Source organism: Chryseobacterium sp. JK1 (genome assembly GCF_050632815.1).
Taxonomy (GTDB): domain Bacteria; phylum Bacteroidota; class Bacteroidia; order Flavobacteriales; family Weeksellaceae; genus Chryseobacterium.
On sequence record NZ_JBODRU010000002.1, the window covers coordinates 771079 to 785412 of the forward strand.

Here is a 14334-nt window from a genome sequence, read left to right on the forward strand (position 1 = left end):
AATAACAGCCCTGAGATACATTGTACATTATTAAAATTAAAACTATATGGAAAATTTTGAAACATCAGCAATAAGAACCCAAACTGAAAGAACTCAGTTTGACGAACATTCTACACCGTTATATCTTACCTCAAGCTTTATTTTTCAGGATGCGGAAGATATGAGAGCCAGTTTTGCAGAAGAAAAACCTAAAAATCTCTACAGCCGTTTCTCTAACCCGAATGTAACAGAGTTTACAGATAAAATTGCTAAAATGGAAGGCGCAGAAGCAGGATATGCATTTGCAACCGGAATGGCAGCCATCTATTCCACATTTGCAGCATTACTGAATGCCGGAGATCATATCGTAAGCTGCCAATCTGTTTTTGGATCTACACATACCCTGTTTACCAAATATTTCCCAAAATGGAATATCGAAACATCTTACTTCAAAGCAGAAGACTCTGCCAATGTAGAACAATACATTCAACCTAATACTAAGATCTTATATCTGGAAACTCCTACCAATCCTGCTATTGAAATTCTGGATCTGGAATTTTTCGGACAAATTGCCAAAAAGCATAATCTTCTTTTTATTGTAGATAATTGTTTTGCGACACCTTACCTGCAACAGCCCATTAAATATGGTGCAGATATTGTTGTACATTCTGCCACGAAACTGATTGACGGACAAGGAAGAGTACTGGGAGGAATTGCAGTAGGAAAAGAAGACCTGATCAGAGAAATTTATCTTTTCGCAAGAAATACAGGACCTGCATTATCTCCTTTTAATGCCTGGGTATTATCAAAAAGCCTTGAAACATTGGCCATTCGTGTAGAAAAACACTGTGAAAATGCATTGAAGGTAGCCGAATTTTTAGAAAACCATCCTAACGTAGAATTGGTAAAATATCCATTCCTGAAATCACATCCAAGCTATGAAATCGCCAAAAAACAAATGAAGCTCGGTGGAAATATAGTAGCATTTGAAATAAAAGGAGGAATAGAAGGAGGAAGAAACTTCTTAGACAAGATACAGATGTGTTCATTGTCTGCTAACCTGGGTGATACAAGAACGATCGTTACACATCCAGCATCCACTACACACTCCAAACTGTCAGATGAAGAAAGAAATGAAGTCGGGATTACTGCAGGTTTGGTACGCTGCTCAGTAGGATTGGAGAATGTAGAAGATATCATTGCAGACTTAAAGCAGGCTTTAGACTAACTCAATATCCAACGGCTTTAGCCAAAATAGATAAGAAATGAAAAATTCAGAAGCATTATACAAAGCCTTAACAGAGAGAATTTTAATTCTTGATGGCGCAATGGGAACCATGCTCCAGAGATATAAATTCGAGGAAGAAGATTACCGCGGAGAACGTTTCAAAGACTGGGAACATCCTGTAAAAGGAAATAATGATCTGCTTTCTCTGACGCAGCCGCAGGCGATTGAAGAAGTTCACAAAAAATATCTGGAAGCAGGTGCCGATATCATCGAAACCAATACATTTTCTGGAACAACAATCGCGATGGCAGATTATCATATGGAAGATTTGGTATACGATCTGAACTATGAGTCTGCAAAAATTGCCAGAAAAGCCTGTGACGAATACACAGCGAAGAACCCGGAAAAACCAAGATTTGTAGCGGGATCTATCGGCCCAACCAACAGAACAGCAAGTTTAAGCCCGGACGTAAATGACCCTGGTTACAGAGCCATCACTTTTGAAGAACTGAGAGTTGCTTACAAACAACAGTGTGAAGCATTGCTCGATGGAGGCTCAGATATCCTTTTGGTAGAAACCATCTTCGATACCCTGAATGCAAAAGCAGCTTTATTTGCTATTGATGAATTGCAGGAAGAAAGAGGAATAAAAATCCCGATCATGGTTTCAGGAACCATTACAGATGCTTCAGGAAGAACATTAAGCGGGCAAACAGCAGAAGCTTTTATGATTTCAGTTTCGCACCTTAACTTATTAAGCGTAGGTTTCAATTGTGCTTTGGGAGCAGATCAGCTGACTCCTTATCTGGAAACGCTGGCTCATAATTCAGAATTCTATGTTTCCGCTTATCCGAATGCCGGCTTACCTAATGCTTTTGGAAAATACGACGAAACACCGGAAGATATGGCAAGACAGATTAAAGAATATGTAGAGAAAGGACTGATCAACATCATTGGTGGATGTTGCGGAACGACTCCGGAGCACATCAAAGCGATTGCTGATCTGGTAGAGAAATATCCTCCAAGGAAATTGAGAGAATTTGTGTGATTTGATAGATTTTTTTAATTAAAATCAAGAATGTAGGCTGAAATATAAATGTTAACTTTATGTAAACCACAAAGTTAAATGTAATGGAAAAGCCGATTTATTTAAAAGATTCAGAGGATACCAGATTGTTTAATGAATTGAGAAAGAAAGTGAATCAACGTGTAGAAGCCATTCCCGAGAATAGGGATATCTACATTCAGATCAAAGCTGTTCTTCTGCCATTGATCTATGTAGGTTTGTATTTCGTTGCCGTTTTTAATGCTGAAAAACATGGGGTATATATTCTGAGTTTTGTTTCAATGGGAATATTTCTGGTTTTGATTTATTTAAACCTAATCCATGAAGCAGCTCATAACAATATTTATAAAAGCAGAAAACTCAATGAGCTGGTTTTACACATTTTTGATTTTGTAGGAGCCAATTCCTATATCTGGAAGAAAAGACATATCGCAAGCCATCATGCGTATCCCAATGTGGATGGATGGGATACCGATATCGAACAAAGCGGGTTACTATTGATAGTCCCGTGGATCAAAGCAAAAGGAATTCAGAAATATCAGCATAGGTTTTTCTTTTTAGTATATCCTTTGTATTTGTTCAATTGGATGTTTATAAGAGATTTTAGAGATTTCTTTGATACGGAAAGAGTGATTTTGAAGACTCAGGGAAAAATACCCTTGAGAGAAAAGGTAAAAATGATAAGCTATAAGCTGTTTTACTTTTTTTATCAGATTGTAATTCCAATTGTGTTCTTTAAAGTATCAATAGGGTTGGCATTAGGAGCATGGTTTTTACAGGTGATATCAGCAAGCATCTTTGCACTCTTTGTTTTATTGCCTTTGCATCCGCTTCCTGATAATGCTTTTCCGAAGCTGAATAAAGAAAATGGACTTCCGTTCAGTTGGCTTCGCCATCAGTTGGAAGTCACCAATGATCTGAAAGAAAACAATTGGTGGGTGAGAAACGTGTTGGGAAACTTCAATTTCCATGTTGCTCATCATCTGTTTCCGAATTATAGCTATATGTATTATAGCGAGATCACAGAAGAGATCGAAAAATTTGCCATAGAACATGGCTTGGCATACAAAAGATTTCCATTGCTTACCGCTTTAGGTAAACATAGAGATTTATTGAGGCAGAACGCAAATAATGCCTACTATATTTTAGAAGAATAAAATAGATGAAGTATTTAAGATTATCAGGCCTTGAGCCTCTTATCATAACGCCCGAAAGTAATTTCATCAACGTTGGTGAAAGAACCAATGTTGCCGGGTCCAAAAAATTTTTAAGGCTTATTAAAGAAGAGAAATTTTCTGAAGCATTAGATATTGCCCGCCATCAGGTAGAAGGCGGTGCTCAGATTTTGGATGTTAATTTCGATGACGGATTGATAGATGGGAAAGCATCCATGATCAAATTTCTGAACCTAATTGCTTCCGAACCGGATATTGCCCGAATTCCCATCATGGTAGATTCCTCCAAATGGGAAATTCTTGAAGCAGGTCTGCAGGTGGCTCAGGGAAAATGTGTGGTGAATTCCATCAGCTTAAAAGAAGGTGAAGAGGAGTTTATCAAACATGCCAAAGCCATCAAGAGATATGGAGCGGCTGTTATTGTAATGGCATTTGATGAGGTAGGGCAGGCAGATAATCTTGAAAGAAGAATAGAAATTTCAAAACGATCCTATGATATTTTGGTCAACCAGATTGGTTTTCCTGCAGAAGATATCATTTTCGATTTAAATATTTTTCCGGTTGCAACAGGAATGGATGAGCACAGAAGAAATGCCATCGATTTTATTGAAGCCACCAGATGGGTACGACAAAACCTCCCTTATACCTCCGTAAGTGGTGGAGTAAGTAATGTCTCTTTTTCTTTCCGAGGAAATGATACGGTAAGAGAAGCTATGCACTCAGTATTCCTTTATCATGCCATTCAGGCAGGAATGAACATTGGTATTGTAAACCCAGCCATGCTTGAAGTGTATGATGAGATCAACAAAGAATTGCTGGAGCTGGTAGAAGACGTCATTCTTGATAAAAGAGAAGATGCTACAGAAAGACTTCTCGATTATTCTGAGAAACATAAATCTGTAAAAAAAGAAAAAACCGAAGACCTGGAATGGCGAAACAATCCGTTACAGGAAAGAATCACCTACGCTTTGGTGAAAGGTATAGACCGTTTTATTGAAGAAGATGTAGAAGAAGCAAGGCAACAGGCAGCAAGGCCACTCCACGTTATCGAAATTAATCTGATGACCGGGATGGGTGTTGTAGGCGATTTATTCGGGAGTGGAAAAATGTTTTTACCGCAAGTGGTAAAATCTGCAAGAGTAATGAAAAAAGCAGTGGCGTACTTACAGCCTTTTATTGAAGCAGAAAAAGACGGCTCACGACCAGCTAATGGAAAGATACTGATGGCTACCGTAAAAGGTGACGTTCATGATATCGGAAAGAATATTGTGAGCGTTGTGCTAGGCTGCAACAATTATGAAATTGTAGATCTTGGAGTAATGGTTCCAGCGGAAAAAATTATTCAGACAGCGATTGCCGAAAAAGTAGACGTTATTGGGTTGAGCGGTCTTATCACACCAAGTTTAGATGAAATGGTATATATCGCTTCAGAATTGGAAAGACAGAATCTGGACTTCCCTTTGCTCATCGGTGGTGCCACCACTTCCAAAGCACATACTGCGGTAAAAATAGATTTAAAATATAAAAATGCAGTCGTTCACGTTAACGATGCCTCAAGAGCTGTAAATGTAGTAAGTTCATTGCTGGGAGACAGAAATAAAGAATATGTTTCGGATTTAAAAAATGACTATTCCGATTTCAGAGAAAAATTCCTGAACAGACAAGTTGATAAAGACTATGTCTCTATTGAAGAAGCCAGAGAAAATAAATTTAAAATTGACTGGGAAAACGAAGACATTTTTACACCGAACAACTTAGGTATAAAACTTATTGAAAACCAAGACCTCAATGAACTGGTTCCTTTTATCGACTGGTCGCCGTTTTTCAGAAGCTGGGATCTCCATGGCAAGTATCCGAATATTTTGGAAGATGAGGTTGTTGGCGTTCAGGCTAAAGAACTTTTCAAAGATGCTCAGGTTATCCTGAAAAGAATTCTGGATGAAAAACTATTAACGGCAAAAGCCATCTTCGGAATTTTTAAAGCCAATTCCAACGACACTGATGATATTTTAATTCTGAATGAAGATCATGAAGAACAGGCAAAATTTCTCACATTAAGACAACAGGCCCAGCGATCAAAAGGGAAAGATTATTTAGCATTAAGCGATTTCATTGCCCCTCAAAGTTCTGGAAAAACCGATTACATGGGAGCTTTCTGTGTAACAACAGGCTTTGGAACCGACGAATTGTCCGCAGAATACGAAAAAGCCCATGACGATTACAACTCCATCATGGTAAAAGCGCTTGCCGACCGTTTTGCTGAAGCTTACGCCGAATTTTTACATAAAAAAGTAAGAACCGAATATTGGGGATATGCCACACAAGAAGAACTCAGCAATGATGAACTGATTGCAGAAAAATACAAAGGAATTCGCCCTGCACCAGGCTACCCGGCTTGCCCAGACCACCTTGAAAAGAAAACCATATGGGATCTTTTAAAAGTAGAAGAAAATACAGGCGTTTTCCTTACAGAAAGCTTGGCCATGTTTCCTACGGCTTCTGTTTCCGGGTATTATTTTGGAAGCCCGCATGCCAAATATTTTGGGTTAGGTAAAATTACAGAAGACCAGCTTAAAGATTATGCTGCACGAAGAGGTTGTAGCATCCAGGAAGCCAGAAAATGGCTGTCACCCAATTTAGCAGATTAAAATTAACATGAAGATAACAGAACACATTAAAAACGCAAATGGGAAAACTTTATTCTCTTTAGAAGTAGTCCCACCACAGAAAGGAATCGGTATTGAAGACCTATACGCGAACATAGATCCGTTGATGGAATTCAAACCGCCATTCATTGATGTTACCACTTCAAGAGAAGAATATATTTATCTGGATAAAGGAAATGGCCTTATGGAAAGACGTATTACTAGGATGCGTCCGGGAACTCTGGGAATCTGTTCCGCTATTCAGCATAAATATAACGTAGATACGGTACCGCACTTACTTTGTGGAGGTTTTACAAAGGAAGAAACCGAATATCTGTTGGTAGACTGTATGTACCTTGGAATTGAGAATATAATGGCTTTGAGAGGAGATGCTATGAAAGGTCATCAATATTTCGAGCCTACTCAGGGAGGTCATACCAGCGCAATGGATCTGGTGAACCAAATCAATGACTTGGGAAGAGGAAAATACCTTCATAATGATGAACAGGTTTGTGATGAACTGAATAAGTTCTGTGTAGGAGTAGCCGGCTATCCGGAAAAACATATTGAAGCTCCTTCCATGAACTATGATCTTAAATGGTTGAAGCAAAAAGTAGACGCCGGAGCCGATTATATCGTTACCCAAATGTTTTTTGACAATAAAAAGTATATTGAATTCGTTCAGAAAGCAAGAGAAATAGGAATCAACGTTCCGATTATTCCGGGAATCAAACCCATTGCTACAAAGAAGCATTTGAAATTATTACCACAGGTATTCAAAATAGATTTGCCCGAAGAGCTCATCAATGAAGTAGAAAATGCCAAAAATAATGAAGCGGTAAAGCAGATTGGAATAGAGTGGGCAATTGCACAATGCAAAGAACTTTTAGATTTTGGAGTGCCCGTTCTTCATTTTTACTCAATGGGTAAAAGTGACAACATAAAAAAAGTCGCAGGAGAATTATTCTAAATGAAGTAAACTTGAAAGGTTGGCCTTGCTGTTATAGCAAGGCTTTTTTTTATCACAAAACAGAGAATTACTCCACTTTTTTCATCTTAAATATTAAGAAAACATAAATGTTAAAAGCAGAAAATTAACATTTTGATTTATTTTTTCTATGTATTTTAGAATTAAATTCTACTTTTTATGAAAAATACTTTATTACTGCTAGGTCTTATTTCTTGCAGTTTTGTTAATGCTCAGGTAGGTATTAATACCTCTTCTCCCACTGCAACTTTAGATGTTGTCGCAAAGAATGCTACAGGAACTGCCACAAATGTAGACGGTGTCTTACTCTCAAGAGTGGACCGCCAAAGAGCTCAGGTAATGACGGGCGTTCCCACTTCCACACTTATCTATGTTAATAATGTTGCAACAGGTTCTCAGGCAGGTACTGCGGTTAATATTGATGCCGTCGGATATTATTATTTCAGTGGAACCGCATGGGTTAAGCTTCACAATCCTAGTAATTCCTCATTTGTCTCTTCCAATATTTATACTGCGAATGGTACACTCACAGGAAATAGAACTGTGACACAAGGGGCCAATACATTGTCTTTCACTGGTACTGCAGTAAATGCTTTTTCAGTAGCAGGAAGTGCTTTCTCAGTAGATGCAGCCAATAGAAGAGTAGGAGTGGGTACTATTGCTCCTCCATCTATTCTTTCCGTACTGACACCTACGTCTGGTGATTTAATAGATGCTCTTTCAGCAGGTATTGATAATTGTGGACAGCCTTGTGGTCAAGGTTCAGCAAGAAATATTACTTTATTTAATGCCAATGTAACCAATACTCAATTTGGAGGGCTGGAATTTATTCCCGGAACAAGTGCTTCAGGAATTTCAGGAGCTTCTATTGCCGGGATCGACAGAGATATCACCAACAATTATGCAGGTTTACAGTTTTTTACAAGAAATGCCACAGGATATGCAGCCAGAATGACCCTTAAATCCTCAGGAAATGTAGGAATTGGAACAGTGAATCCAGATGTAAAGCTTGATGTACAGTCAGGAGGAACTTCCGCTACACCTATAGCAGCCATTAAGATTGTTGATGGAAATCAAAACAACAATTATGTGCTCACCTCAGACGCTAATGGTGTTGGAACATGGAAACCAGCATCAATTACCAATATTTATAATGCAAACGGAACCCTTACAGGAAACAGAACTGTAACACAAGGAGCGAATACGCTTGCTTTTACCGGTTCTGCAGTGAATGCCTTCTCCGTAGATGGAACTACATTTTCCGTAGATGCAACTAACGATAGGGTAGGGGTTGGTACTGCGGCACCACAACAGCCACTACATGTGAATGCCAGATCAAGTGCTGTAAGGTTTGAAAATTTGGCAGCTTTACCGAATGGAGCCAGTTCTTCGGGTTTGGTGATTGATACTAATGGAGATATTTATAAAAATAATACGATTTCAGTAGAAGGTCAGATTTTAAGAATAGGTCTTAATGCTACTACTTACAATTCAGGCTCGGAAGTTGGTCTTAGATTCAGTGCGAATGATGATGCAACAGAAATGGGGAATGCTCCCAATTCTGCATCCAACTTTATTAATACCATTGTAGGAGCTGTGATTACAGATAATGTTTCGGCAGCTGCAGGACAGGGTTCTCCTGTTAGAACAACAGATAGAGTTACATTACAACCAGGGGTTTACAAAATTCAGGTAAGGCTTGTTGGTAGTTTTGCTGCAGCTAGTGCAAACAATTCAATTTTCGTAAAGAGTATTGTAAATAATAATGAATACTCATTAGTCAACCAGGCAAATACAAGTAACCAGACAGGTACTTATTATTTCGATGATTATATCAATATTACAGGATCGGCTCAAACCGTAGATTTTACAATATCTCCGGCATCAAATAATTTCGTAGTATCCTCTAATGAAACACCGGGTACAGGAAAATCTTATAGAAGTTTAATCTTAATTCAAAGACTAAGATAATTCTTATTATCTATTGCAAAAAAATAGCGATACTCACGGTATCGCTATTTTTGTATTATTTATTCATTTAAAAAAGAGACCAGCTTTACAAGGTTTTCTTCTTTGTTGAATTTAATGTCATTAGATTTAGCATAGGTTTCAATAGCTTCTTTTTTAGCAGGGAAAAAATCTAGAATGTCTTTTAATTTCTTAGGTTTTTTAATGAAACCATACTCAGCGGTTTGAATATAATAAACCGGATCTAGGTTTTTGAAGAAAGCGGCTTTATCTGATGCATAAGAATTAGCTGCAGGTACAGCATCATTAAATTTAGTCTTTACTTTTTTGTATAATTTATTCTTACCATTTACAAGTTCAAAAAAATATCCATCAAGATCATCGTTTGTTTTTACAAGAACTAAAGTACTTTTAGGAGATGCAATTTCAATTCTGGAATAAGTATCCTCTTTTGGAAGAACTAGTGGCTTCCCTTCTTTCTGAAACTCTACTTCATCCTTATAACTGTTGTATCTTACCGGTACTTTATCGAAGTTTTCAACCACTTTAGCAGTTTGGAATTCTGTAGTATAATAAGGTGAACCAATAATCTCATCATACTTCAATGCTCTTCCTGAGTTTTCTGACTTTACACCGAATACAGCATGATCTCCTCCAAGACTGTTTACTGAATAGGTACTGGAAAAGTTAGATTGATACCCTCCTGGTGTATAATTTTGTGCATAGCTGGCGCTGAACGACAGTAGCAAAGCGCCCATAATTACTTTTTTCATTTTGTAGGTTTTATTTTAGTTTTTTTGAAAAAAAATTAGCTCCAAAAGTACAAATATTATTCTAAAATTTTTCGAAAAGTTTAGTTTTCTTAGAATATTATAAATATGGATGTCTCTCAAATTCTCTGTTCCTGTCAAATAGATATCGGTACGTTGCCAATTTTCTTGTTATAGTCGTATCAAGAGTTTCCGCAATTTTAATCATTTTAGGATTGAAATCACCAATCCATTGAAGTTCTGTCGTCGTAAAATCCGTATGTTTTCTCAAATGTTGGGTCCCTTCCCAGATCATATATCCATCTATTCCTTTCTTTTGCCATTCCGGAACCACACCAAACACAAGACCTACCATTTTTTCGTTCTTCTTAAAACACTTTAGAAAGAAAAATTTCATTTTTTCCCATACTCCAAATTTTCCGTTTAAATATTTAAACCATTGATTAAGATCTGGAAGATTGATCCACATAGCAATCGGCTTTTCATTTTCATAAACAAACCAGGAGATATGTTCATTGATAATAGGCTTCATCGTATTGAACATTTTCAACACCTTAGCTTCTTCCAGTTGTTTCCCTTCTCCATGAGATGCCCATGCTTTGTTATAAACTTCAGTAAAATCCCTGGCAAACTTTGGTAGGTTATTCTTTTTTATCGGTTGTGCTGAAATAGCAGGATTTCTCTTATTCTTTTCATAAGCAATCGTGAAAACCCTCGAAACCGGCGCTAAAATAGGTCTCGTAAAACAAAGCTGTTCAAAATAGATTTGAAAACCATAATTTTCAAAAAGTTCTCGATAATAAGGAAAGTTGTAATTCATCCCAAACAGAGGCTCTATAAATCCTTCAATCAAAAGTCCCCAAAACTTATCTCTTTCTCCAAAATTAATGGGACCATCCATCGCTTCAATTCCTCTTTCCTGAAGCCAATTTTTACAGTGGTCAAAAATAAAATTGGCAGTTTCCTGGTCGTTGATACAGTCAAAAAAACCAATACCTCCGGTAGGTTGCTCCTGCTCATAGCAGCGATTCACAAAAACAGCTATTTTACCAACGATTTTGTGATCTTTTTTGAACAGAAACCTTTTGCAATCTCCATTTTTAAAAAATTTGTTTTTCTCTGGATTAAAAACTTCTTCAATATTTTTATCTAATGGCCGGATATAGTTTTTGTCGTGTTGATAAAGATGTGCTGGAAATTTCAGGAATTCCCTTTTTTGGTCTTTGCTTTGTACTTCTTCGACAATAATCATAGGTTTTTTAATCAGAGTAGGTTATAAAAGATAATGTTTTTCATTCCATGTGGAACCTCTATGATTCACAAAGTATTCAATACCTATAGAAGTTACAGAGCTTCCTGACGATCCAAAAAATTAATAAAAAACTTTCGGAAAAAATAGAGGAACAGATATTATCCGTATTTTTGCTGCAAATTAAATAAAAATGGTTGATTTTACTGATAACGACGATGATATTTTCACTGGAAAAGAACATACGCCTATAAGGGAAGATGCTTTTGATAAATCGCCACAGGAAAAAATAGAGAAAATTACTGAGCTTTTTGGAGAAATCATGGAGACGCTAGGATTGGATATGACTGATGATTCTTTAAAAGATTCTCCAAAGCGTGTTGCCAAAATGTATGTGAATGAAATTTTCGGAGGTCTTCTTCCTGAAAATAAGCCGGGCATATCTACTTTTTCCAATAAATACAAATACCGCCAGATGTTGGTGGAAAAAGATATCACTGTATATTCTTTTTGTGAACATCACTTTTTACCAATCATAGGAAAAGCTCACGTTGCCTATATTTCCAACGGAGAAGTGATCGGTCTTTCAAAAATTAACAGAATTGTTGATTATTATGCAAAAAGACCCCAGGTTCAGGAAAGATTAACGATGCAAATTGTAAATGCTTTGAAAGAAGCATTGGGAACAAAAAATGTAGCCTGTATCATTGATGCTAAACACCTTTGCGTCAATTGTAGAGGAATAAAAGATACGGCAAGTTCTACGATTACTGCAGAACTGAGTGGAATATTCAGAACAAACCCTATTACGAGACAGGAATTCTTACATTATGTAGGAAGCCATGCAAAACTAGATTAATAGTAGATGAACTATCAGATTCTTAAGAATATTATTGATAAAGAGCTTCAGAGGTTTCAAAACATTCCTGAAGAAGAATGGTCACAAAAATCTTCATCAGAAAAATGGTCCAAAAAAGAAATTATTGGTCATCTTTGTGACAGTGCTTTTACGAATATCCGTAGATTTGTAGTGACTCAATATAAGGAAAACGAGAATATTGTTTATGATCAGAATGAATGGGTAAAAGCACAAAACTATCAGAATGTTCCTACAAATGATCTTATCGATTTGTGGAAATTGCTGAATTATCAGCTTATTCATGTTGTGGAAAATATTCCTGATGAAGCCTTGCAGAGAACCTGTGATACCACCAAAACAGAAACGAGGGTTTTCACATTGGAATTTTTGATCAATGATTATGTAGATCATCTGCAGCATCATTTAAAAGCGATTTAATTATGATAAAATTTAAAAAAGTTTCACATAAGATTTTCATCACAACGATTATTTGTTGTGACAGAATTGTTTTTTAACTAATTTTTGAATATTAATCATTAAATCTTTTAACTTAACTATAAATGCAATTAAAAATATATAACTCTCTTACAGCAGAAAAAGAAAACTTCAAACCCATTCTTGACGGAAATGTCGGAATGTACGTCTGCGGACCTACCGTGTATAGTAATGTACACTTGGGAAATGTAAGAACTTTCCTTTCTTTCGATTTTATTTATCGTACCTTAATGCATCTAGGGTATAAAGTGAGATACGTTAGAAATATTACCGACGCCGGTCACCTTACCGATGACGGAAATGTAGATAATGACAGATTCGTAAAACAAACCAGACTTGAAAAACTGGAACCTATGGAAATTGTACAGAAGTACACCGTAGATTTTCATAAAGTCCTGGATATGTTTAATCTGCTTCCTCCAAACATCGAACCTACCGCTACAGGTCACATTGTAGAACAGATTGAATTGACTCAAAAGCTCATCGAAAGAGGATTTGCCTACGAAAGTAACGGTTCCGTATATTTTGATGTTTTAGAATACAACAAAAGAGGACTGAACTATGGTGAGCTTTCGAAACGTAATATAGAAGAACTTTTTGCCAATACCCGTGATCTTGACGGACAGGGCGAGAAAAAGAATCCTCAGGATTTTGCATTGTGGAAAAAAGCTTCTCCTGCTCACATCATGAGATGGAACTCTCCTTGGGGAGAAGGCTTCCCAGGATGGCACCTTGAATGTACTGCAATGAGTACGAAATATTTAGGAGAAACATTTGATATCCATGGGGGAGGGATGGACTTGAAATTCCCACACCACGAATGTGAAATTGCCCAAGGGAAAGCTTGCAACGATGCAGCTCCGGTAAATTACTGGATGCACGCCAATATGTTGACGATGAACTCTCAACGTATGAGCAAGTCTACAGGAAATTACATTCTTCCGATGCAATTGGTAACAGGGGATAATGATTTCTTTGAAAAGCCTTTCCATCCGTCAATTGTACGTTTCTGCTTTCTGCAGGCACATTACAGAAGTGTTTTAGATATTTCTAATGATGCCATGATTGCCAGCGAAAAAGGATTTATCAGACTAATGGAAGCGGTAAAAGTATTGAACAATATTACTCCAGACGATACAAAAGAATCCGGATTTAGCCTCAAAGAATGGAAAAATAAAGCATATGAAGCTTTAACAGATGATTTCAATTCTCCAATTCTGATAGCTCACCTGTTTGAAGCCGTAAAATATATCTTTGCTTTAAATGATGGTAAGGAAACAATCTCTGCAGAAGACCTTGAAGATTTAAAAGCTACATTGAATGCCTTCATCTTTGACGTGCTGGGATTGCAGACTGTAGAAGAAAATAATAATGAAAAACTGGATCAAACTCTAAAAGTATTGATCGAACTGAGAAATCAGGCCAGAAAATCCAAAAATTTCGAACTTTCAGATCAGATCAGAGACAAACTGCTGGCAGAAGGTATCGAATTAAAAGACGGAAGAGACGGAACATCTTATGTTCTGAACTAAAAATATAACTTCGTTTTATTAACCATTCCGTAGGAGTCCACTGTAGTTAGGATTCTTACGGAATGTTTTTTTTATTCCCTCCCTTGAAGACATATCAGATTTCCATTTCTGATCCTTCATACAGAAAGCTATCACTTAACCCTCTCGTCCCTTCGCTTTCCCATCTTACTCTCAATCATTCCACCTCTCCAACATTCTCAGTAGCTATTTCCTGCTATCCATTTTTACTCCTCGCTCCCGCGCTCTCCTACACGGAGACCCATTCACGTACCTACCTAAGCTGTGGGGTAACCATTCCTATCAGGGCTATAATCCTTGTCGAGAAAAAAATACGGCCAAAATACCTCATTCCTTCTAAAACCCATCTCCCAATCCTACAA

11 protein-coding genes are annotated in these 14334 nt (G+C 37.2%); 9 read left to right on the forward strand and 2 right to left on the reverse strand.

From position 1 onward, the window contains the following. Nucleotides 1–46: 46 nt before the first annotated feature. The 6 genes from ACQ76T_RS16605 (at nt 47) to ACQ76T_RS16630 (ending at nt 9052) form a co-directional block, all read left to right on the forward strand. Nucleotides 47–1207, forward strand: coding sequence for an O-succinylhomoserine sulfhydrylase (locus ACQ76T_RS16605; RefSeq protein WP_431344376.1), 1161 nt, complete (start codon nt 47–49; stop codon nt 1205–1207). Nucleotides 1208–1244: 37 nt separating this feature from the next. Beyond that, on the forward strand, nt 1245–2255 hold the full coding sequence (locus tag ACQ76T_RS16610; protein ID WP_431344377.1) for a homocysteine S-methyltransferase family protein: 1011 nt from the start codon (nt 1245–1247) through the stop codon (nt 2253–2255). A gap of 83 nt (nt 2256–2338) precedes the next feature. Further along, nucleotides 2339–3430 carry a fatty acid desaturase family protein gene (locus ACQ76T_RS16615; RefSeq protein ID WP_431344378.1) on the forward strand — a complete coding sequence of 364 codons (1092 nt, stop codon included), beginning with the start codon at nt 2339–2341 and terminating at the stop codon, nt 3428–3430. 5 nt (nt 3431–3435) lie between these two features. Continuing rightward, a complete protein-coding gene (gene metH, locus ACQ76T_RS16620) occupies nt 3436–6096 on the forward strand; it encodes a methionine synthase (protein WP_431344379.1) in 2661 nt (886 codons plus the stop codon). 7 nt (nt 6097–6103) lie between these two features. Next, nucleotides 6104–7063, forward strand: a complete 960-nt coding sequence (metF, locus tag ACQ76T_RS16625) for a methylenetetrahydrofolate reductase [NAD(P)H] (protein WP_431344380.1) — start codon at nt 6104–6106, stop codon at nt 7061–7063. A 177-nt stretch (nt 7064–7240) separates the two neighbouring features. Continuing rightward, complete coding sequence (locus tag ACQ76T_RS16630; RefSeq protein ID WP_431344381.1) at nt 7241–9052, forward strand: hypothetical protein; 1812 nt, start codon at nt 7241–7243, stop codon at nt 9050–9052. A gap of 59 nt (nt 9053–9111) precedes the next feature. On the opposite strand, the gene ACQ76T_RS16635 is transcribed toward ACQ76T_RS16630, so the two are convergent. Together ACQ76T_RS16635 and ACQ76T_RS16640 are read right to left on the reverse strand one after the other, a co-directional pair. After that, entirely contained in the window at nt 9112–9822 is a 711-nt protein-coding gene (locus tag ACQ76T_RS16635; RefSeq protein WP_431344382.1) for a hypothetical protein, read from the reverse strand. A 97-nt stretch (nt 9823–9919) separates the two neighbouring features. Then, a complete protein-coding gene (locus ACQ76T_RS16640) occupies nt 9920–11071 on the reverse strand; it encodes a hypothetical protein (protein ID WP_431344383.1) in 1152 nt (383 codons plus the stop codon). A gap of 190 nt (nt 11072–11261) precedes the next feature. On the opposite strand from ACQ76T_RS16640, the gene folE reads away from it, so the two are divergent. From folE to cysS, 3 genes are all read left to right on the forward strand, one after another. Continuing rightward, nucleotides 11262–11927, forward strand: coding sequence for a GTP cyclohydrolase I FolE (gene folE, locus ACQ76T_RS16645; protein WP_422694636.1), 666 nt, complete (start codon nt 11262–11264; stop codon nt 11925–11927). 6 nt (nt 11928–11933) lie between these two features. Beyond that, complete coding sequence (locus ACQ76T_RS16650) at nt 11934–12365, forward strand: DinB family protein (RefSeq protein ID WP_431344384.1); 432 nt, start codon at nt 11934–11936, stop codon at nt 12363–12365. Between the two features lie 122 nt (nt 12366–12487). Continuing rightward, the gene (cysS, locus tag ACQ76T_RS16655; RefSeq protein WP_431344385.1) at nt 12488–13954 is read left to right on the forward strand and encodes a cysteine--tRNA ligase; all 1467 of its coding nucleotides are present in this window, start codon (nt 12488–12490) and stop codon (nt 13952–13954) included. Nucleotides 13955–14334: the final 380 nt, after the last annotated feature.